18 protein-coding genes are annotated in these 23,466 nt (G+C 36.5%); 11 read left to right on the top strand and 7 right to left on the bottom strand.

The genetic code is table 11. From position 1 onward, the window contains the following. Nucleotides 1-89: 89 nt before the first annotated feature. Entirely contained in the window at nt 90-407 is a 318-nt protein-coding gene (locus NSQ69_RS25830) for a DUF4870 domain-containing protein (protein WP_002089643.1), read from the top strand. A 177-nt stretch (nt 408-584) separates the two neighbouring features. Here NSQ69_RS25830 and NSQ69_RS25835 read toward each other — a convergent pair whose 3' ends face one another. Next, nucleotides 585-1,076, bottom strand: coding sequence for a metal-binding protein (locus NSQ69_RS25835; RefSeq protein WP_002089644.1), 492 nt, complete (start codon nt 1,074-1,076; stop codon nt 585-587). Nucleotides 1,077-1,126: 50 nt separating this feature from the next. Then, the gene (locus tag NSQ69_RS25840; protein WP_002016186.1) at nt 1,127-1,492 is read right to left on the bottom strand and encodes a YkvA family protein; all 366 of its coding nucleotides are present in this window, start codon (nt 1,490-1,492) and stop codon (nt 1,127-1,129) included. A 550-nt stretch (nt 1,493-2,042) separates the two neighbouring features. On the opposite strand from NSQ69_RS25840, the gene NSQ69_RS25845 reads away from it, so the two are divergent. The 6 genes from NSQ69_RS25845 to NSQ69_RS25870 all read left to right on the top strand — a co-directional run bounded on the left by NSQ69_RS25845 (nt 2,043) and on the right by NSQ69_RS25870 (nt 11,259). After that, nucleotides 2,043-3,971, top strand: a complete 1,929-nt coding sequence (locus NSQ69_RS25845; RefSeq protein WP_002129972.1) for an LTA synthase family protein — start codon at nt 2,043-2,045, stop codon at nt 3,969-3,971. Between the two features lie 575 nt (nt 3,972-4,546). Further along, a complete protein-coding gene (locus NSQ69_RS25850; protein WP_002016184.1) occupies nt 4,547-5,431 on the top strand; it encodes a D-amino-acid transaminase in 885 nt (294 codons plus the stop codon). Nucleotides 5,432-5,642: 211 nt separating this feature from the next. Next, a complete protein-coding gene (locus NSQ69_RS25855; RefSeq protein WP_002129976.1) occupies nt 5,643-7,370 on the top strand; it encodes a C40 family peptidase in 1,728 nt (575 codons plus the stop codon). A gap of 362 nt (nt 7,371-7,732) precedes the next feature. After that, the gene (locus tag NSQ69_RS25860; protein WP_002016182.1) at nt 7,733-8,944 is read left to right on the top strand and encodes a NupC/NupG family nucleoside CNT transporter; all 1,212 of its coding nucleotides are present in this window, start codon (nt 7,733-7,735) and stop codon (nt 8,942-8,944) included. Nucleotides 8,945-9,205: 261 nt separating this feature from the next. Beyond that, a complete protein-coding gene (locus tag NSQ69_RS25865) occupies nt 9,206-9,961 on the top strand; it encodes a diguanylate cyclase domain-containing protein (RefSeq protein ID WP_078177881.1) in 756 nt (251 codons plus the stop codon). Beyond that, nucleotides 9,958-11,259 carry a glycosyltransferase family 2 protein gene (locus NSQ69_RS25870; RefSeq protein ID WP_002129979.1) on the top strand — a complete coding sequence of 434 codons (1,302 nt, stop codon included), beginning with the start codon at nt 9,958-9,960 and terminating at the stop codon, nt 11,257-11,259. The genes NSQ69_RS25865 and NSQ69_RS25870 overlap by 4 nt, the downstream gene beginning before the upstream one ends. A 153-nt stretch (nt 11,260-11,412) precedes the next feature. Here NSQ69_RS25870 and NSQ69_RS25875 read toward each other — a convergent pair whose 3' ends face one another. Beyond that, nucleotides 11,413-11,547 carry a hypothetical protein gene (locus tag NSQ69_RS25875; RefSeq protein WP_002034792.1) on the bottom strand — a complete coding sequence of 45 codons (135 nt, stop codon included), beginning with the start codon at nt 11,545-11,547 and terminating at the stop codon, nt 11,413-11,415. A gap of 306 nt (nt 11,548-11,853) precedes the next feature. Beyond that, nucleotides 11,854-13,368, bottom strand: a complete 1,515-nt coding sequence (opuD, locus tag NSQ69_RS25880; RefSeq protein ID WP_002129983.1) for a glycine betaine transporter OpuD — start codon at nt 13,366-13,368, stop codon at nt 11,854-11,856. Nucleotides 13,369-14,045: 677 nt separating this feature from the next. Between opuD and NSQ69_RS25885 the strand changes: the two genes are divergently transcribed. Both NSQ69_RS25885 and NSQ69_RS25890 read left to right on the top strand, forming a co-directional pair. Then, a complete protein-coding gene (locus NSQ69_RS25885; protein ID WP_002129985.1) occupies nt 14,046-14,924 on the top strand; it encodes a cell wall-binding protein EntA in 879 nt (292 codons plus the stop codon). Between the two features lie 85 nt (nt 14,925-15,009). Next, nucleotides 15,010-15,312 carry a DUF3910 family protein gene (locus NSQ69_RS25890; RefSeq protein WP_002089663.1) on the top strand — a complete coding sequence of 101 codons (303 nt, stop codon included), beginning with the start codon at nt 15,010-15,012 and terminating at the stop codon, nt 15,310-15,312. A gap of 194 nt (nt 15,313-15,506) precedes the next feature. Here NSQ69_RS25890 and NSQ69_RS25895 read toward each other — a convergent pair whose 3' ends face one another. Genes NSQ69_RS25895 through NSQ69_RS25905 form a run of 3 tightly spaced genes read right to left on the bottom strand, consistent with a single transcriptional unit; the run spans nt 15,507 to nt 18,947 of the window. Then, nucleotides 15,507-16,886, bottom strand: a complete 1,380-nt coding sequence (locus NSQ69_RS25895) for a zinc ribbon domain-containing protein (protein WP_002166436.1) — start codon at nt 16,884-16,886, stop codon at nt 15,507-15,509. Between the two features lie 13 nt (nt 16,887-16,899). After that, a complete protein-coding gene (locus NSQ69_RS25900; protein ID WP_215563774.1) occupies nt 16,900-18,453 on the bottom strand; it encodes a hypothetical protein in 1,554 nt (517 codons plus the stop codon). A 5-nt stretch (nt 18,454-18,458) separates the two neighbouring features. After that, on the bottom strand, nt 18,459-18,947 hold the full coding sequence (locus tag NSQ69_RS25905) for a zinc ribbon domain-containing protein (RefSeq protein ID WP_002016260.1): 489 nt from the start codon (nt 18,945-18,947) through the stop codon (nt 18,459-18,461). Between the two features lie 158 nt (nt 18,948-19,105). Here NSQ69_RS25905 and NSQ69_RS25910 point away from each other — a divergent pair, with 158 nt between their 5' ends. Both NSQ69_RS25910 and NSQ69_RS25915 read left to right on the top strand, forming a co-directional pair. Next, nucleotides 19,106-20,725 carry an SWIM zinc finger family protein gene (locus NSQ69_RS25910; protein WP_002016258.1) on the top strand — a complete coding sequence of 540 codons (1,620 nt, stop codon included), beginning with the start codon at nt 19,106-19,108 and terminating at the stop codon, nt 20,723-20,725. Next, entirely contained in the window at nt 20,709-23,465 is a 2,757-nt protein-coding gene (locus NSQ69_RS25915) for a DEAD/DEAH box helicase (RefSeq protein ID WP_341099809.1), read from the top strand. The genes NSQ69_RS25910 and NSQ69_RS25915 overlap by 17 nt, the downstream gene beginning before the upstream one ends. Nucleotide 23,466 lies beyond the last annotated feature (1 nt).

The following is a 23,466-nucleotide window of genomic DNA, read 5'->3' on the forward strand; positions in this document are numbered from 1 at the left end:
CGTTCTTGTAATGTTAATCGATAGGAAGCTCGCCAAATCTACTGCATACTAAAGGTATAACAACGAACATTACTTATGAGGTGATATATATGAACGGAAACAAAATATTAGCAGCTTTATCATACTTTAGTGTATTATTTGCGCCTATCTTATTCCCTATTATCGTGTGGATTGTGGGCGATTCTGAAACGAAACCACATGCAAAACGTGCTCTATGGACACACATTATTCCAAGTATCGCAACATTTATTGGATTAGTTATTTTAGGAATTATGGGCATCGGATCTGATCAACCAGACGTAACACTTGGAATTGGAGCAATCATCGTCTTATGTATTTGCGGGATCATTAGCTTATACTACTTCATTTGGAATATCGTGAAAGGTATTAAGATACTGAAAGCTTAGTTTTAAACAAACGTTTGATTAAAAAGGAACTGTCCAAAAATTGATGTCGCATGATCGCAAATGAAATTTTATCGGCGATTCGACAAGGAATATCGACTTAACTACAAAATACGACAAGAATAACCTACCTATTAATAACAAAAAAACCGTCCCAAAATACCTTTTGGGACGGTTTTTTTATCTTCTGCGTTTCTTCTTTTTTCTCATCATTTTCTTTCGGCGCGTATTCGCTTTATCCGCTATAATGTGGAGCGTACTCGCCACAACAATCCCCATTACAAACGTTACAATTTCAACCTCGTGTTCCTTCGCAATTTCTATTAAATTTCCACCGAATGCGATTATATTTAATAGGAATAAAAACGGAGAAAACACGATTAACATGTATGCAATACGAATAATATCACCAATTATAATCGTATGTGTGAAGAAGGAACGATGGGGCATTACGCTCCTATATGGATACCAAAAAATGCGGAGGAATCCCCATTTATTATACGCATTACTATACGTATCTAAATCCGGTGTTAGAAATGAAGTACCTACTAAAAAGCCAATTGCAAAAGTTAATAAAAAATCAAAACTTGTTAATCCATACGAAAAGAGCATAAACAAAACAACCGGAAGGGATATTAAGTTTATTTTCGTATGCGTTCTTCCTGATGGCATAATGCACTTCCTCGCTTACGTTCGCCCTGTCATCCTATGACAGTTCTCACCTATTGATCTAATTTTTGATCGATAAATGATGTGTCTATATCCGAACCAAACCATTCTGCCAACTTCACTCGTGCCTTATCTTTCACATCTTCATTTACGTATATCGATGCTTGTAATAGTGCGGCCATTAACGCACCTAAATCATCCGTATAACCGACTCCAGCAATGAAATCTGGAATGGCATCAATCGGTGCAATGAAATAAGCAAGTGCTCCGATTACAATAATTTTCACTCGTTTTGGAACATCCGGTCTTTGCAACACGTAAAACAACAATAAACTCGCATAGATTACCGACTGCCCTGCCTGCTTCGCAACATGTTTTATTTTCTTCCAAAACGCTTCAACTGAAAATTTTTGTTTCATTCAAAAGCCTCCCTATTTTCAAAAGAAATAAGCTACAATATGTTATGTTATCAGTAAAAGTTCATCAAAATTACACATAATCTATCAATGAAATTTCATTGTAACAAACAAAACCAAAAAGAACAAGTGTTCGTTAATTTTTTCATATTTTCCTTCATATAATAGTTTTCTAGACAACCACTTAAAGATTTCTATTCCATATTTCTCAACCAAAAAACTTTCAATTCCGCTTAACATTCTTTTCTATTTTTGTTATATTTTCTAGTTGACGGGCATATAAACGAATGTTAAAGTTTTCTCTGGTAGTGACAAATCACATACAAAAAATGTAAAACGTTATAGTGTTTCTCAGAAATGAATTTTGTTGTATAATACAGAAATGACGTTATGCTTATGAGCAGCACAAGAAACCAAAAAGGGTATGCATAGTTAAAGTCGTATATGGGTGAATATAGAAACTCTAATTATGGCCAATAAAACTATGTATTTTTTATTTTAACATTTTTCGCTCCAAAATCGACCAAGCCTGATAGAGAAAGGGTGGAAATGAATGAAAGAAACCATGAAATCACAATTTCAAAATGTGCGTTTTACTTTATTCGTAGCTTTGGCCGTATGGCTAAAATCCTACATCATTACACGCACTAGCTTCGATTTAAAACTTGAATCTTTCATGCAAGAATTCATTTTATTCATTAGTCCATTAGCAGCATCATTACTGTTTGTGGGTCTTGCATTATTTGCAAAAGGGAAAAAACGTAACTATATAGCACTAGGAATTAACTTTATCTTAACGTTCATTCTTGTTGGTAACGTAATGTTCTACGGATTCTACAATGACTTCGTTACTTTACCAGTACTAGGACAAACGTCTAATTTCGGAAGTTTAGGTTCTAGTGTGAAAGAATTATTTAACTACAAAATCATCCTTGCATTTGCGGATATCATCGTATTCTTCGTTCTATTGAAGAAAAAGAAAGATTTTGCACCGACAGAACGTGTAGCGCGTCCGATGCGTTCTCTATACTTCGTGTCAACGGTTGCTATTTTCTGCGTAAACCTAGGATTTGCAGAAGCTGAGCGTCCAGAACTATTAACACGTTCATTCGACCGCGTTATGCTTGTTAAAAACTTAGGATTATATGTACACCAAGCATACGATCTTGGCTTACAAGCAAAATCAAGTTCACAAAAAGCGTTTGCTGATGGTAGTAAATTACAAGAAACAGAAAACTACGTGAAAACAACACAAAGTAAACCAGATCCGAATATGTTTGGTACTGCAAAAGGGAAAAACGTAATTGTTGTCTCTCTTGAATCATTACAAACATTCTTAATTGGTGCGCAAGTTAACGGACAAGAAGTTACACCATTCCTAAACCAATTTGCGAAAGAAAGTTATTACTTCGATAACTTCTTCCATCAAACTGGGCAAGGTAAAACGTCTGATGCTGAATTCTTAGTAGATACTTCAATGTATCCACTAGACCGTGGTGCTGTATTCTTCACACACGGTAATAACGAATATACAGCAACTCCAGAAATTTTGCGTCAGCAAGGATATCACACATCAGTATTCCACGCGAATAACGCAACGTTCTGGAACCGTAACATTATGTATCCGGCACTTGGTTATGATCGTTACTACAACGAGCTTGACTACAAAATTACGCCAGAAACAAAATTAAATTGGGGATTAAAAGATATCGAATACTTCGATCAATCTATCGATATGTTAAAACAAGTGAAGCAACCGTTCTATACTCGCTTCCTTACTTTAACAAACCATTACCCATTCACTTATGATGACAGTACGAAATTAATCGATGAATACAATTCTGGTGATGGCGTATTTGACCGTTACATGGTAACTGCTCGCTATTTAGACGAAGCAATGAAACACTTTATTGAGCGTCTAAAAGCAGAGGGTATTTACGACAACTCAGTTATCGTATTCTACGGTGATCACTATGGTATTTCTGAAAACCATAACCGTGCAATGGCACAGTTCTTAGGAAAAGAAGAAATCACTACATTTGACCATATGAACTTACAAAAAACACCGATGTTTATTCACGTTCCAGGTCAAAAAGAAGGTAAAACAATTTCAAAACCAACTGGTGAAATTGACATTAAGCCAACAATTCTAAACTTACTTGGTGTAGATTCTACGAATCAAATTCAATTCGGTCATGATGTATTCTCACCAGAAAATAAAGGATTCGTTGTTCTTCGTGACGGTAGCTTCGTTACAGATAAGTACATGTACACGAACAGTACATTCTACGATCGCCACACTGGTGAAGTTCTGCAGTTACCGAAAGAAGAAGCTCAACCACTTATTGATCGTGCACAAAACGAGCTAAACATGTCTGACAAAATCATTGAAGGTGACTTACTTCGCTTCTCTGAAAGTAACAAGATCAAAACTGGTGAAGTAAAGACAGCTATTAAAGAAGAAAAGAAGAGCGCTGAGTAATCTCAGCCTCTTTTTTTATTTTCTGCTATCCTTCCTCTCCTATTCATTAACTTTAAAATTACATAACCTTCACCTAATATTTACACCACATTAACGAAACATCTTTATAATAAAATATGTAAACAAGGTTCCACATATTTCTTATCTCTCATCTTCAATAAGATCCCTTAGAGAAATGTGTGCATCATTTGTTTTCAACTTTCTTATAATTGTCTTTCCAAGTGTTTTGTTTGCATAAATGAAACCTTTAAAGACGATGTCCCTATGAACGATAGCTACCCTCCTTGTGCAGCATTCCATACGAATGTTGCTTTTTTTTTTCAAAAAGCAGGATTCTTATTTCTCATTTCCGAATTTGTATATACAAAATGCTATAAAGTGAAACTTTAATCAGTGGGTGTTTTGTTCATCCCCCACTGATTATTAGCCCTCACCAATCGGGCGTTTACGGGCAGTTAATGCAGGATAAATCACCACTACTTCTCTGTGATTTACAAAATACATATACGTCATATGTATAGAATTGCTTACATAAAAATTACTATAGTGATTTTTATTCATGTACTAACGAAAGGATGGGACGAAAATTGGCATACGAAAGATTTGTACTATGGAATGATGCAGTTATTGATACAACAAAACATCGCGCGTACATAGAACTTGAAGAAAGAGGTTTACAATTTGGTGATGGCGTCTATGAAGTTATTCGCCTTTATAACGGAAACTTTCACTTATTAGACCCACATTTAACAAGATTATATCGATCCCTTGAAGAAATAGAATTATCACTTCCTTTCTCAAAAGCCGAACTCATCATCTTACTCTACAAATTAATTGAAAACAATAATTTCCACGAAGACGGAACAATTTACTTACAAGTATCTCGTGGTGTACAAGCTCGAGCACATGCATTTTCATATGACATATCTCCGACAATCTATGCTTATATTTCAAAAAAAGAAAGACCATCTTTATGGATTGAATACGGTGTACGTGCTATATCAGAACCTGATACACGCTGGCTCCGCTGTGATATTAAATCGTTAAATTTATTACCAAATGTATTAGCTTATACGAAAGCTGAACGCAAAGGTTGTAAAGAAGCACTTCTCGTACGAAATGGTATTGTAACTGAAGGTAGCCACTCTAACTTCTTTCTTATAAAAAACGGAACACTGTATACGCATCCAGCCAATCACCTTATTTTAAACGGCATTATTCGTCAGTACGTCCTTTCTTTAGCTAACACTCTTCAACTTCCTGTAAAGGAAGAGCTTTTCAGCGTTCGCGATGTTTATCAAGCAGATGAATGCTTCTTTACGGGAACGACTATTGAAATTTTACCGATGACCCATCTCGATGGAACTGCGATTCAAGATGGTCAAGTTGGCCCTATCACCAAATTACTACAAAGGTCATTTTCTCAAAGCCTTTTAAAATCCAACAGCACATCTTCCTAAATACGAATAATCTTCTCATTTTCCACATCAAATATATGTATTTAAATGGAAATCAAGGTGCAGATTTATACCTTGATTTTTTTTTTGTAACCTTTTTGTCATATTCAGATTACCACATAAGTCTTGACAGTAATCGACATGCTCTTTAGAATTTTTAACAGTTGGTAAATATTTCTTCACTACATTACAGACAGAAAGGAATCGACAAATTATGAAAAAATACCTTGCCGGTCTTGCGGCAGTGTCTGTAGCAGGAGGAGCAGCCCCTACACTTGATAGCGTTCAAGCTGCCCCTGAACAAAATACACAAAAAGCTGCTACACAAACTGTCCAAGCTTCCGCATCAAACAATTCATCATATACGGTGAATGCTAGCGTACTACACGTTCGTGCAGGATCAAGTACTTCTCACGACGTCATCTCTCGCGTTTATAATGGTCAATCATTAAACGTAATTGGAGAAGAAAATGGTTGGTTCAAAATTAACGTTAATGGACAAACTGGTTTTGTTAGTGGCGAGTTTGTATCAAAAAACGGAGCAACGAATAACAATGTAAGCACAGGTGGAAACAATAAAGTTACTGCTGATGTATTACGTGTACGTACAGCTCCTAACACTTCTAGTTCTGTTTCAGGACGTGTATATGAAGGACAAACTTTAAACGTAATTGGAGAAGAAAATGGTTGGGTGAAAATCAACCATAACGGACAAACTGGTTATGTTAGTAGCCAATTTGTATCAGGCGCTTCTTCAAATACTGGCTCTACAAGCAATAACAACAATAGTAACAATGAAGCAACTGTTCAACCAGCAAGTGGAAACTATACAGTAAATGTATCTTCCCTTCGCGTTCGTACAGGTCCTAGCACTTCTCATCCAACTGTAGGTTCTGTTAAACAAGGACAAGTAGTACAAGTTGTAGGCGAAGTTCAAGATTGGTTCAAAATCAATTACGCGGGACAAACTGCTTACTTAAGCAAGGACTACGTAACAAAAGGCGGTTCTAACGAAAACGTCACTCAAGGTAACAACCAAGAGCAAAATAATAATGGAACTGTTCAAACTGGTGGTACTTACGTTGTTAACGCAACATCTCTACGTGTTCGTACAGGCCCTGCAGCTTACCATAGTGTAATTGGCGGCGTGTTAAATGGTACAACATTAAACGTAGTTGGATCTGAAAACGGCTGGTTTAAAGTAAACTACCAAGGAAAAACAGGCTATGTTAGTAGCGAATTTGTAAAATTCGTTAAAGGTGGCACAGCTACTCCTGAACAGCCAAAACAACCTGATCAAGGTGCAATTGGCGACTACTACATTAATGCTTCTGCACTAAATGTACGTAGCGGCGAAGGTACAAATTATAGAATCATAGGCGCACTCCCACAAGGACAGAAGGTTCAAGTAATCTCTGAAAACTCTGGATGGAGCAAAATTAACTACAACGGTCAAACTGGTTACATCGGAACACGTTTCCTATCTAAAACACCAGTTGGTGGCGCAGTAGATAATAAGCCTAACGACAACCAAAATAACAATCAAAATAATAACAACAATAATAATACTAATAATAGCGGTGACAGTTCTTCTCTACTTGCATACGCGAAATCTATGCAAGGCGTACCATACGTTTGGGGCGGTACTTCTGCTAATGGTGTTGACTGCAGTGGTTACATCTACCACGTATTTAAGAAATTTGGTCATAACATTAGCCGCCAAAGTGTTGCTGGATATTGGAGCAGCTTACCACAAACTTCAAGTCCACAACCTGGAGACTTAATTTATTTCAAAGATACTTATAAAGCAGGTCCTTCTCACATGGGTATCTACCTTGGCGGGGGATCATTCATCCAATCCGGAGATAAAGGTGTAGCAATCGCTTCATTAAACAACTCTTATTGGAAAAGCCATTTCTTAGGGTATACGAAAGCACCTTAAGTTATAGTTTCAGAGCCTTCTAGTTTACTAGAAGGCTCTTTTTAAAAGACTCAACATAGTAATCCCCTTTCATTCTCTCTACGAAAAAATTATGCGTTCATTCTCCTATTTCATACACTATATTCTATTGAAATTGCCCAAAACGTTATCATAATGAATATATTTCAACAAAAAACATAACCTATTTCATGTCTATTCATTTTATATGTGTTTTTTCAAAGAATTTTCTTTTTATTTAAACTTTTCGTTAGACGTTTGACCTCCGATGTCCATTATGATAAGTTACTTAAGATGTTATATTCGCAAAAGTATAGACAACTGGTTTATACACTTTTTTACTATGAGGAAGGAGCATACACTGCATGAATGTTTTATGGGGAATTGGCGGCGTGATTGGAGTATTAGCAATTGCTTTCTTACTATCTTCTAACCGCAAAGCTATTAATTGGCGCACAATTTTAATCGCGCTAGCATTACAAATGACATTTTCATTTATCGTATTGCGATGGGATGCTGGAAAAGCAGGCTTAAAAGTTGCTGCTGACGGCGTTCAAGGATTAATTAATTTTTCTTACGAGGGAATTAGGTTCGTTGCTGGGGATTTAGTCAACGCAAAAGGCCCTTGGGGATTTGTTTTCGTTATTCAAGCACTACTTCCAATTGTATTTATTAGTTCATTAGTTGCAATCTTATATTACTTAGGTATTATGCAGAAATTTGTTAGTATCGTTGGTGGTGCATTAAGTAAACTTCTTGGAACTTCTAAGGCAGAAAGCTTAAATGCAGTAACAACTGTATTTTTAGGACAAACAGAAGCACCAATTTTAATTAAACCATACTTAGCACGTTTAACTAACAGTGAATTCTTCACTATTATGGTAAGTGGTATGACAGCTGTTGCCGGATCGGTTCTTGTCGGATATGCAGCAATGGGAATTCCATTAGAACATTTATTAGCAGCAGCAATTATGGCAGCTCCATCAAGTTTATTAATCGCAAAACTAATTATGCCAGAAACAGAAAAAGTAGATAATAACGTTCAACTTTCAACAGAGCGTGAAGACGCAAACGTTATCGATGCAGCTGCACGCGGTGCATCTGAAGGTATACAACTTGTTATTAACGTAGCTGCAATGCTAATGGCCTTCATTGCATTAATCGCTTTATTAAATGGCTTATTAGGATGGGTTGGTTCTTGGTTCGATATTAAACTTAGCCTTGATTTAATCTTCGGTTACTTATTATCACCATTTGCAATCTTAATCGGGGTTTCTCCAGGTGAAGCTATCCAAGCAGCAAGCTTTATCGGTCAAAAACTTGCAATCAACGAATTCGTTGCATACGCAAACTTAGGACCACACATGGCAGAGTTCTCTGCAAAAACAAATATGATTTTAACATTTGCAATCTGTGGTTTTGCAAACTTCTCTTCTATCGCAATTCAATTAGGTGTAACAGGAACGTTAGCTCCTACTCGCCGTAAACAAATTGCACAATTAGGGATTAAAGCAGTTATCGCTGGTACACTAGCGAACTTCTTAAACGCAGCAGTCGCAGGTATGATGTTCCTATAATTTTATATAAAACCTCCTCTTTTTAAAGAGGAGGTTTTTTTATATACTTTAAATATAATTTTCATATATATTAAATCCTTCATGTCTAGATGTATAGATGATATGTTACAATAATTAGTATGTCTGTTTATTTTTTCTTATAAAAGAGGGATACTACTTGATGTATCTCGCCCCAAAAAACTTCCAGCTACATGGTCATTTCTTAATAATTGTGCATACTACAAATATCCAGCACGAATTATTTTTAAGGAGGAAAGTTTCGTGAAAGATAAGTCCTATAAAGTCCTCTCTATGTGGATTTTACAAATTTTATTTTATTTTATTACTGTACATGTGACGAAATATGAGCACGCGCTCATTTTTACAATTATATATGTCATCATAAATGTACTATTCCTATTTTTACCTGATAAAACAGCATTTATTTTCTTCATACTGGGAACAATCATTTCAGTATTCTATTTATTTTATCAAGCGTGGCTTCACTTATGGAGTACATCAGATCAATGGGAATATATTATTACCCACTTCCTGATGGCAGCTAACTTCTTCATTGTTTATATTTCAACCCATCTATTAAAAAAGGTTATCCTTAAAAATAAAGAGTTAACTGAACGGGTAAGAGTGCTTGAGCAATACATTGGAGAATCAAAATTATTAACAAGACAAGAATTCGAAAGACGACAAGCTTTATTAACAACTGCGATGAATCGTCGTAATGAAACAGGCATTATCATTTTCTTTGATTTCACTTCCTTTAGTAAATATACGAAGGAAAGTGTCATGGATCGTGTAGCTTCATTGTTAGTTGATACAGTCAGAGCTGACTTTGACCTTGCTGCTGAATATGACAGCAACACATTAGTCATTTTATTACAAAATACAAATGAAGCCGGTGCTGACATTGTAATGAACCGTCTACATCCAAAAATGGCACAATGGCTTGCTGCTGAAGCAATTCAAGATATTAAAATAAAACGAGAACAAATCACGACAAAAGGACAGACATTATTATGATGACACTCGTTATACTCCTTTTATTCCTTCTGTTCTGCGTACTCGTATTTTGGATTAGCATCACATTTTCAATCAAATATGTACTTATTTTTACTGCCTTTCTATTCTCAGGCCTACTCGTTTACTACTCTCTCTTAACACTCGCAGGCTTAATTCATCGAAATAGTAAGCGAAAAGATCGTACGCTAGAACATTATCCAAGTGTAGATATTTTAATACCTGCCCATAATGAAGGGGTTGTTATTAAAGATACATTAGAAGCAATGGCAAAGATTGAATACCCAGGCAAACTAAACGTTTATTTATTAAACGATAACTCTCAAGATGAAACACCTGAAATTGGCGATGATTTCGACAAAGCTTATGCTCATATTCATCACATTCGTGTACCACCTGGCGAACCGAAAGGAAAATCGCGTGTATTAAACTACGGCCTTAGCATTTCGGATGGTGAATATTTCTGTGTTTACGATGCAGATAATCAACCTGAACCACATGCACTGCGAATGCTCGTAGAACATGCTGAAACAACAAAGGATGCCGTTGGAGCAGTTGGACACGTTCGTACAGTAAATGAGAAAAGAAACTGGCTTACACGAATGATTTCATTAGAATTTCAGATTTTCCAGCTCCTTATGCAATCTGGACGCTGGCTATTATTCCAAACAGGTTCACTAACCGGAACAAACATGCTTCTTCGTCGTTCCGCATTAGAAGAACTTGGCGGCTATGATCCTTATGCAATTGCAGAGGATGCTGAATTAACATTAAGAATTACCCAAAAGGGCTATCTCTTACCAATCGTCCCGGAATCGATTACATGGGAACAAGAACCTGAACATTTAAAAATTCTTATAAAACAGCGGACACGTTGGCTTCAAGGAAACTTATACATTTTAGAAAAAATGTTTTCTTCATTAAGCTTTTTTAAAGGGAAACTTCTCGTCCATTCCTTACAACAAGTTTTAGTGTATGTCGTATTTTGGCTATTCCTAATCATTTCAAACGTTTGGTTTATAATTGGACTGCTCGGCATATTCCAAATTCAATATAGCATTCCATTACTATTTATGTGGTATGTCGCATATATTACATATGTTTCTCAATTATTTAGTGCTCAGAGCGTCGAACGAACCTTTACACCGACCAATATTTTCATAAGCGTCATTATGTACTTTACGTACGCACAGCTCTTTACGTATTTGTTTATTCGCAGTCTCATTCTTTACTTACGTGCAAAGAGCAAGAAACAAGTAATTGGTTGGGATAAAACAGTAAGATTTAAAAAAGAAAAATAGATTTCATTAAAAAATAAGCACAGAGCGCCGTATGCTCTGTGCTTATTTTTTACCGTAATACTATATATCAGACAATACCCCTTAGCTGAAAGTTATTTCACGTCCATCCCCCAACGAACGATCGACCTTCATTTATATACGAAAAAGTGATTGCTATTTTTGTAGAACCAATTGCTTCTCTTTATGCTCTTTACGAGTTTCAGTCTTTGGTTCCGTGCTTTCTTGGACATTTCGATGTGCCACACGTTTCAAACAAATATGCTTCCACTTTCTTTCGTAACGTTTCATTATTCTAGTTGTCCCCCTTGAATGCGCTTTAAAACTATTTGAAATCGCTTACAGGAAATAATATAGCACATATACATAAAAGTGACAACACATTTCCGACATATTTTTGTCAAAAATATGAATATAATGTGTAAAATATCAGATATTGTCGAACTATATCGATTTTTCTTTTTAAATTACCGATATCTATAGTATTCCGTAACAAAGTAATGCTTTTCCTACAATAGTATAGAACAGTGAAAAAGGACTGCCGACATTCGACAGTCCTAATACTATTTATATATACAGAATTTTTTTCTTCTATTATTAATGTTGTTTCATACGTCCTTCTTTTTGCAACTCTTTAAATAGTGCTGCAATCATAAAGAAAATAACAAATACGAACGGGAAGGCCGCAATAATCGACGCAGTTTGCAGCGCCTCTAATCCTCCGACATACAATAAGATCGAAGCTAACGCCGCTAGAACAATACCCCAAACCATTTTAATACGATTTGGTGGGTTTAAGCTACCATGTGTCGTTAACATCGCTAGAACAAACGTAGCAGAGTCTGCCGATGTAATAAAGAATGTTGAAATAAGTAAAATAGCTAACACACATAAAGCCGGTCCTATACTACCCATTTGGTCTAACATAGCAAACAATCCTACTTCTGTGCCCATTTCTTTAATTTGTCCATATATATTTGCACCATCAAATAGCTCCATGTGAATACCTGTTCCTCCGAAAACAGAGAACCAAAGCGCACCAATTACTGTTGGTACGAGTAACACACCAACAACAAATTCACGAATTGTACGCCCGCGTGACACACGAGCAATAAACGTACCTACGAATGGTGACCATGCAATCCACCATGCCCAGTAGAAAATTGTCCATGACTGAATCCATTGATTTCCGCCTTCATTTAATGGACTTAAACGGAAACTCATACTTGGCAATTCTTGAATGTATGAACCGATTGTTGAAGTGAAATAATTCATAATAAAGTTTGTTGGACCTGCAAATAATACAATTATCATAAGTGCAAACGCTAAAATAATATTCGCATTACTTAAATATTTAATTCCTTTATCGAGTCCCGTTTGCGCAGATAGCATATAAAGAACAGTTACAATTCCGATGATTACTAGCTGTGTCGGTAATGAGTTTGGAATAGATGTTAAATAACTAACACCACCCGCAATTTGCTTTGCCCCAAGTCCTAATGATGTCGCCACACCAAATACTGTCGCAAATACAGCTAGAACATCAAACATATGGGCAATACGGCCATGTTCACCGCCTTTAAATAGCGGACCGACCGCCGCACTAATTGTACTTGCTCTTCCTTTTCTAAATGTAAAATACGCAATACATAATGCTACAAGTGCATATAATCCCCACGGATGTAATCCCCAATGGAAAAATGAGAAACGAAGTGCAAGGCGTGCACTCTCTTCAGTCGCACTCTCTCCAAACGGAGGTGTGTATAAATGGTTCATCGGTTCTGCGACACCCCAGAAAACCAAACCGATTCCCATACCGGCACTAAATAACATAGCAAACCATGTCATATAACTATAATCAGGTTCATCATCATCTTTACCTAAACGAATCGAACCGTACTTAGAAACAATTAAGAAAATAGCAATTCCTAAGAAAATAGAAACGGAAATAATATAGAACCATCCAAACTTACTAACTAACGCAGCTTGAATTACAGTCGTTACATTTCCTAAGCTACCTTTTCCAATAATAGATTCGGGAATAATCCCCCAAAGTGTAAATGCAATACATAATGTTAATGAGACAATAAATGTTTTCGTCAGTTTCCTCATCAAATCCCCCTTCGTATGTTTCATTTCTTGTAAAAATCATAAATTCCGATATGTTAAATCGGATAGAAAACCATAGTTTTTTGTGGTGATTTTCTTTCGGCTCTCTCAAGTTTGCCTTCACCAATTAGAGTTCTTATGGACAGCCTTACCTTCCGTACAACCTTTCCACTCTGCAAGAGCTACAAGATTGGAATACTACTGTCAAATTGTGTGAGAAAAATGCGGATGGGAAGAGATTTTCCCAAAAAAGGATGTGTTACAGTTTTAAAAAAGGGCAGATTTATTCTTTACAACCCTTTCTTCTTGTAACAATTATGCGGTTTTTTGCTAGTATATAGCGCGTGTTTATAACTTCACAAACGAGATGTTTATGTTTATATAACTATATTACCCATAAAACGGTAAAATACTCAAGGAATGTAACTGTATAGTAATCATTATGTAATACCCCTGTAATATTTTTATTTACACCGAAAAAAATATGTTGTATTAAATATTTTGAATATAACTAGAAACCTACTAATTATATGGAATGAAAAACGCTTTCCTCTCATTCTAGCTATATTACAAAGTGTTAACGACTTATTACGAATGGTTTGTAATTGTGTGTTTTCCCAAAATCCGAAAAAATCTGTTGCTATAATGAGGACACGAAAACAAACGCAATGGAGGCTATCATGAAAAAATTAATTGGAATAGCAACAGCAGCAGTTTTTGGTCTTGGGATTTTCACCGCATCTGCTAATGCAGAAACTGTTGTAAAAACAGACGTACTAAACGTACGAGAAAACCCTACTACTGAATCAAAAGTTGTCGGTAAATTACAGAATGGTCATAAATTAGATGTTCTAAATACAGAAAACGGATGGTCACAAATCAAATTAGATGGTAAAGACGCATTCGTAAGTGCAGAGTTTACAAAGAACTCTTACTATGTAACAGCTAACGTATTAAATGTACGTGCTGAAGCGAACACAAACTCAGAAATTCTTGGAACGCTTAAGAAAGACGATATGATCGAAACAACGAACCAAGTACAAAATGAGTGGTTACAATTTGAATATAACGGGAAAACAGCTTATGTTCACGTTCCTTTCTTAACAGGTACAGCACCTGTTATCGAGAAACAAGAACAACCTGCTCCTGCTAAAACTGTAGCACCAGCTAAAGCTCAAGCACCTGCAGCACAAGCAAAACCAGCTGCTAAGCCTGCTGTGAAAGCTGCTGAGACTAGCACACCTTCTGGTGGTCGTGAGTTAACAGTTGTAGCTACGGCATATACAGCTCACCCAAGTGAAAACGGTGGCACATACGGCGGCCGTGTATTAACTGCAATGGGTCATGACTTAACAGCGAACCCAAACATGAAAATGATCGCTGTTGACCCGAAAGTAATCCCATTAGGATCTAAAGTATGGGTAGAAGGTTACGGAGAAGCTATCGCTGGAGATACTGGCGGTGCAATTAAAGGTAACCGTATCGACATCCTACTTGGATCAGATAGCGCTGCTCAAAAATGGGGACGCAAAACTGTTAAAGTGAAAATTTTAAAATAACCAATGACTGCTAAATTACAGCCGGTTCTCTTTATTGAGAGCTGGCTTTTATTTTTTATATAATACATATAAGGAGGTGACGTCCATGAATTTACAAGCTAAGGTAGACTGGGTCGGTACACCAAAACCGTACATATATAAAGATGATATAACATATGATGCAATCGCAATTGACTTCTCACTAACAAACGATGACAATCGCTATAAATTAATTGTGCTCAAGTCTGAAGAAAATACACATTACAAACTCGTACAATACGGAATAAAACCAGGCTCTCAAAAACCATTCCCTATTGATATTCCATTCGAGCAAGAAATGCTACCGCTCATAAAGCAAATATTAAATGATCCATATGTACAAGCGATATTAAAGGAAGCCCGCTTCTAATTGCAAAAAAGGATATCACCTAGTAGAATTTCCCAACTAGGTGATATCCTTTTTACTTTCCCTTCATGAACACGAGTAGAGAAAATTATATCAACGGTTCAACACGGAATATCGATTTACCGTCAAAGATTGACAATAACGGCAAGCTACCTAAAGAAAGAGGCTGTTCAAAATTGAACAGCCTCTTTCTTATATTAACGATTCGGACCAGATACTTCCTCTGATTTCAGCGTATTATTCGCTCCAAGAGAATGGTACAATATCTTTCCATTTCCGTTAACAGTAACGATATGGTCATTATTAAAGCTCTTGAATTTTACAGAGCCGTCACCGTAACGAATATGATATTCTTCATATGTCGTTACTTTATATTTCGTCGCACTTTGACGTTCTACATTGCGAATATTCATTGTCAATAAATCTTCTGTAATTCCTTTTTTGTGTAGATATTGTAAGTAATCACGGTCTTCCTTATACGATTTCCCGCTCTTATCATAATCATTTTCAATTAAACTAAAATCGTTTAATGCAATTGCACGTACGTTATTATAAATATGATTTTGTACAAAATCTCCAACCGCTGAACTAGAAGCTTCTTTTGGGAACTTTAAGTAATATGTACTTTGATCTCCAACTTTAATACTTTCAGATTTCATCACACCAAATTCAGCGTTTTTCTCCAAATGTACTTCTACCGTTTCATCCGTCGGTACAGGACCAAGTTTATAACTTCCGTAATTTAACTTTCCGCGTTTCTTGCCATTAACAAATACCGTTGCATCGTTTTCATCAGACGAAATGGTTACATAATTTCCTTCAAGTGATAAATTCACTTCTACTGTCCCATTCTTTTCATCTGCTAAATCCACTTCTTTTTCTGTCTCTAATTCAGCAAGTTCCGTCTTCGCCTTTGCCTTTACAACATAAGCACCCGGGAAGTATGGACCTAATTCTTTCGAAGTTTTGTCACTAGAAAGCTCTGTTTCTTTTTTATCATTCACATATATTTCAGCATTCTTTGCAGTTGTGCTAACATTCATGTAATACGACTTCATGCTGAACTTATACTTCGGATACAAGAACCATTCTTTCCCATCTTCTATAATTTTCCCATCTTTAAAAGATGCTTTATCACTTGCTAACTTTTGATCTACTGTCTCTCTTTGCAAATATGATAACAGTTCTTTATTATAAGAAGGATTCTCTTTTAAATAACGGATATACGCCTTAATATCTTCTGTCTTAACCTTTAAGGTTGGATCGTCTACTTTCAAAATCTCATCGATTGCATTCACATCTTTATTTTGGAATGCTTCAATCATTGCATTTACTTGCTTTTCCTTCGAAAACTTGCTAGCACCGAATTTATATGCGCCAAACAAAATAGCAAAAACAATGACAAAACCTATAAGTAAAAACATGTTCTTCTTACTTTTCACTGACTTTGTTTCTCTCCGCATTTCTGAGTGAGAAGAAGCTGTTTGATCAGCAATTTCTTCTACTTTACTTCCGCAATCAGGACAAAAGTTCAAATGATCCGCAACTTGTTTATTGCATGTTCCACAAAACTTCAAGTATTTCTCCCCCTTATTTTTTTACTAATTTCATACCCGCGAATGTTAATACGTAAGAAATAAGAAAACTACCTACTATTAAATATAGCGTGTTACTTTGAATAGATAATATCGGTCCAGAAATTCCAGCGAACTCCTTCATAATTTCCTTACTTCCTGAAGCTGTAATATGAATTTTTGCTAATCCATTTACACAAAGCATCATCACTGTATAAACAGCGCTAAACACTGCTATAGTTACGTACATATTTCGCATACGATATTGAGTCAATTTCATTCCAGCCCTAACTAGTAGAATACATGGTAGAAGAATTAATAATCCCCACCAATGTAAATACGAATTAAAATCATCAATATCTTTTATACGATCAGCACTAGCACCATTAGCGATTTCCAGGTCTTTTAAAGACGTACCCTGTATTGATATGCCTGACATATACGATACATGCAGTGGCCCTTTTTCGACTGAATATCTATGCATTTCTCTCTCCATATTTCCCCACTCAATTTCAGTTGGAGAAAGGTGGGCCATATTCCACATAAAAGGTGTTGCTTCTAAAGAAAGTAATACTTTATACGCCTTCTCTGGAAAATCAATTGGACCCATTGATTTTGAACTACTAAATAAAATCGTAATAAGTATAATACCAAATGTAATAAGTAGTCCTTTCAAAACAGTCACTATACTATAATAAATAGACGTTACATACGGGACAAACTGACTAGTAGAAGAAAGCATACGATGTGGTCCTGCTTCAATACTCATACCAATAAAGCTGAATAATAGGCCAAATATAATACCAAACAATAAACTAACAACATGAGAATATACAACATCAATAGTCATCGTTTGATAGAAATAAGAAATAGATGTAGAAGAACTTGCCATAAAGCTTACAATACATAAGAAAATACCGTATATCATGCCAATTACACATGATGTCATGAACTTCTCTCGCCAACTAATTGAAGGTTTTTTTCTTTCAACAAAAAATCCACTTCCACCTAATATAAGTGCCGGAATAGTTACCAAGATGAATAATGGCATATGAAGAAGGAATGACATAGTGTATGCCCCGCTCCCGCTAATTTCAATACCTATTAAATGACACATTAAAATTAATGGTGCTATACCAATAAATGATTGATTAATGGTATTCATATTCAACATACCATCCGTATTTCTAACCGCTGTCTCCACTACATCATTTATAGCAGAATCTATTATTAAACTGCCAATGAAGCCTGCAATGAACATACATACAATTGCAAAAGCACCACCGAATAATCCTTTTTTCAGCATACTTCCTGATGCATTTACATGTAATTGCGCTCCTGCATTTGGTAATTTCATGTTCGATTCTTTTTGGGCAACTCCTAATAAAGAATCACCGCATTTCTCACAATATGTAGCATATTCTTTACTTTCCTGTCCACATGTTCGGCAATACTTCGAAGATTGCGGGACTAACATAACATGGCTATCTATACTATCCGTACTTGAGCCGTCATGTGTACAATAGTTTACTGCCTCCGGCTGTTCTAAACCGCAAATTTTACAATACATGTTCCTCACTCCTTACTTTGCTTCATACCACATGCTGGACAGAATGTAGCTTCCGTTGCAATTTGTTCACCACATGAAGAACATGCTTCTTTTTCAATATTTTTTGATTGAAGGAGTAACTCATTTTCTTTACCGCACTGCCCGCAAAATTTATCATTTAATGATAATGGACCACCGCAACTACACTGTCCTTTTTGTTCTTGTCTCTGTAAATTAGAAATTTGTCTGCGCGTGTTATAAATAGCAACATCAAGCTCTTGCACTGGTGCTACAATAGCTTTCAACAAATCTACTCGAACTTCATCATCACGAAGTTGCATATATACCGTTTGACCAAGTTCAAGTAAAATTTCAGTTTTTTCTTGTAACTTCTCTTGTGTAATCTTCTTTAATTGCGCCATTTCCTGTGCTACTTGCAACTTCATCTTGCCTTGCTCAATTCCCTCTTGCAACTTATTCATGCCATTACCAAACTTCGATTGTAAATCTGACAAACAAATTCTCTCCTTTTAATTACATAGTAATATACAAAATTAACATTATATATATTACCATGATTTTCTAATTGTGTAATTAGAATTTCATTTTTTCTGTTTTGAGCATTTTTTGTTTATAATGGTAAAGGAAAGAAATCTGTGTACGGAGGAATATTATGCTGCAAGACTCAATTACGAAAGATGAAATTATGATGATTGCGAATGAGTTCGTTCAAGGGCTTGATCCACAGCAAGTTGCTGATCAAGAGCATGTCGCTACAGCTCGGCAACTATATCGTAGTGGTGTTGTCTATAACGTTGACTTTGATGGCTATACGCTATCCGGAACTGTAAATGCTGAAGGCAGTGTATATAGTGTTCACATTCCGATTCGTAATGTCACTGAAAGCTATTGCGATTGCTTCGCGCCAACGCAATGTCAGCATATGCTTGCTGTGTTACTATCTGCAGCTTCTAGTTTTGGGCAAGTAGGAGATGTATTAACTTTATTCAAAAATAATACAAAACCTTCTCTTCCTCCTATTCGAACTGCACGACAAGTATTGCAATCATCAGCTTTTGAAGAAATGGATTATAAAAGTTGGCAAACATACTTTGAAAATGAATATGAATCATTTAAAAAAGAACAAGCGCGGCTCACTTATAAACAAATGTATTTTCTTATGAGTCTTTTTACAGACTTCTATACAAAATTAGAACGGAAAGCTCCGCGCATCGTTGCTATTCATGAATTATTTAAGTTGCACGCGGCACTTTATTGCTTTCAAAAATTATTAGAAGAAATTCAAGAATTTGAAGCAAACAAACTATATTCTTATCACCAACCAGTTAACGTCGTTCGCCTATTCGTTGATAAAGTTGAATCTACCGTTAGGGACCTAAAAACAGAGGCGATTCCAGAAGAATCCAAACCGATTTTAGAAGAAACAGCTCGGCTCATACATGAAGCATTCTTCTCTACCGATGCCTATACACAAGAGCGATTCTTCATTTATCGTCACGTATGGGGTGAACTGTTAAGAACAGAAGAGCAGCTACAAGAAGAAAAAAAACGAATCGATACTAAAATCAATCCACTTTCCAAAGCATTAGCATCTTCTCACCTGCTCTTTTTAAACGGTGAAGATGTATCGGCAATGGAATTACTGGAAAAACAGCCTTCTTCTGTTGTGAGCCTTTACTTCTATTGGTTAGAAGAGTTATTAAGTGCGATGGAGTGGGACCGCGGGAAAGATTGGCTTTCCTTTACTTATAAACAAGTAAAAGAAACGATAACGGAACAAGAAAATACCGTCTTCATACAAGATATCGTTCGATTATTTGTGATGATGTATGAGACATATGCAACACATACGAATGAACAAGCGGGATTAGAAATGATTTTACAAGAACTATTACCGTATAGTTTCACAAATTATGAACAATATGTACTTGCGAAGAAACAATACCATGCATGGACGGAACTTCAGCTCTTATATGGATTCGAAGTAATCGAACTTTTGAAAGAACCATTGAAAGATATTGAAAAAGAAGCGCCCGAAGCAGCACTTCCTCTTTATCACCATGCCGCAATGGAAGCAATTGAAGAGCGAAATCGCAAATCATATAAACGTGCCGTTCGTTACTTAAAGAAATTACGTATGCTTTATAAACGACTGAAGCGAACTGATGAATGGGATGCTTTCATTATTCATATCGCTAACTTACATTCACGTCTGCGTGCACTACAAGAGGAATTACGGAGAGGAAAATTAATCGATGATCATACAAACTGAAGTAACAATTAGGCTCCAGCACGTTAGTCAAGGTTGGTTCCTTTGGGGAGAAGATGATAGCGGTACACTCTTATCCGTAGCAACTTGGAAAAAAAATGCATTCGCATGGCACTCTACTTCTTTCTACGGAACGTTTTTAAAAGAAGCAACGTATGAGGGAAAACAAGGCGTTATGTTAACGAATGCACAGGCATTTGAATACATCGCAAATAAACCGATGAATTCATTTGCAAATATGCAAATGAACGGTCCTATTACGGCACTTACAAAGGACGCAAGTGAATTATGGGACGCTTTCGTCAGCGGCAGCTTCGCACCTGACATGAAGCATTGGTCTCAGCAGCCATCTTGGAAAGTTCAGAATACCTCAATTGAAGATGACATGTTAGCATCTCTTTTCTCTGCCGCTGTGAACGAAAGTATTTTGCAAGATGCTCGCTCAAATGACGGATGGGAAGATGCAAAGAGACTATACGAACATTACGACTTTACGAAAAGGCAATTGGAAGCAGCACTACATGAAGAGGATTGGCTTCGAAAAATTGGTTACATTGAAGATGACCTTCCATTTACAGTCGGCTTAAGACTACAAGAACCGCAAGAAGAACTTGAAATGTGGAAGCTTGAAACAATCGTTACACCAAAACGTGGTGCACATCGCATATATGTATATGAAAGTATCGATTCCTTACCAAAACGATGGCACGATTACGAAGAACGGATCCTTGAAACACAAGAAGGATTCAGTAAGCTCGTACCGTGGCTAAAAGAGGACGACAAGTTCCGAGAAGAACTCTTTGAAACGGAAGCTTGGAACTTCTTAACCGAAGCAAGTAATGAATTACTGGCAGCAGGTATTACAATTTTACTACCATCATGGTGGCAAAATTTAAAAGCAACAAAACCGAGGTTGCGTGTACAGCTGAAGCAAAGTACAGCACAAACACAGTCTTTCTTCGGCATGAATACGCTCGTTAATTTCGACTGGCGCATTTCAACAGACGGAATTGATTTATCAGAAAGCGAATTTTTCGAACTCGTTGAACAAAACAAACGTCTTTTCAATTTAAATGGTCAATGGATGAGACTTGATCCTGCCTTTATTGAAGAAGTAAAAAAACTAATGCACCGTGCCGATAAATATGGACTTGAAATGAAAGATGTGTTGCAGCAACATTTATCTAATACGGCAGAAACAGAAATTGTAGAAGACGATAGTCCGTTTACCGATATTGAAATCGAGTTAGATGGATATTACGAAGAGCTTTTCCAAAAACTTCTGCACATTGGAGATATTCCAAAAGTAGATGTACCATCTTCGCTACAAGCAACACTCCGCCCGTATCAACAACACGGTGTTGAGTGGTTACTATACTTACGAAAGCTTGGATTTGGAGCGTTATTAGCCGATGATATGGGACTCGGAAAAAGTATTCAAACGATAACTTACTTACTATACGCTAAAGAAAAAAATCTCCAAACAGGTCCTGCATTAATTGTGGCACCAACATCAGTCCTTGGAAATTGGCAAAAAGAATTTGAGCGTTTCGCACCAAGCTTACGTGTTCAGTTACACTATGGAAGTAACCGATCTAAGGATGAGTCATTTAAAGATTTTCTTCAATCAGCAGATGTTATATTAACTTCTTATGCATTAGCTCAGCTTGATGAAGAAGAACTTAGTACGTTATGCTGGGACGCTGTTATTTTAGACGAAGCACAAAATATAAAAAACCCACATACGAAACAGTCGAAAGCAGTAAGAAACCTACAAGCAAATCACAAAATTGCTTTAACCGGTACACCGATGGAAAACCGACTTGCTGAGCTTTGGTCTATTTTCGACTTTATCAATCATGGGTATCTTGGAAGCTTAGGACAATTCCAGCGCCGCTTCGTCACACCGATTGAAAAGGACCGCGATGAAGGAAAAATCCAGCAAGTTCAGCGGTTTATCTCGCCGTTTTTACTGCGTCGTACGAAGAAAGATCAAACGGTCGCATTAAACTTACCAGATAAACAAGAACAGAAAGCTTATTGTCCACTAACTGGCGAACAAGCTTCCTTATATGAACAACTTGTTCAAGATACATTACAAAATGTAGAAGGATTAAGCGGAATTGAAAGACGCGGATTTATATTACTTATGCTGAACAAGCTAAAACAAATTTGTAATCACCCAGCCCTTTATTTGAAAGAAGAAGAACCACAAAATATCGTCGAGCGCTCTATGAAAACAAAAACGGTAATGGAGCTCATCGAAAATATAAAAGACCAAAATGAAAGTTGCTTAATCTTCACTCAGTACATTGGCATGGGGAACATGCTAAAAAGTATGTTAGAAGAAACATTCGGTCAGCGCGTCCTCTTCTTAAACGGGAGCGTACCGAAGAAAGAGCGTGACAAGATGATTGAGCAGTTCCAAAACGGAACGTATGACATCTTCATCTTATCGTTAAAGGCTGGCGGAACAGGATTAAACTTAACTGCCGCCAACCATGTTATTCACTATGACCGTTGGTGGAATCCAGCTGTAGAAAACCAAGCAACAGACCGTGCTTATCGCATCGGTCAAAAACGCTTCGTTCACGTTCATAAGCTTATTACAACGGGAACACTTGAAGAGAAGATTGATGAAATGTTAGAACGAAAACAATCATTAAACAACGCCGTCATTACAAGCGATAGTTGGATGACCGAACTATCAACCGACGAACTAAAAGAATTACTTGGCGTATAAA

Origin of the sequence: Bacillus sp. FSL R10-2201 (genome assembly GCF_038008665.1) — a bacterium.
In the GTDB taxonomy this organism is placed as follows: domain Bacteria; phylum Bacillota; class Bacilli; order Bacillales; family Bacillaceae_G; genus Bacillus_A; species Bacillus_A mycoides.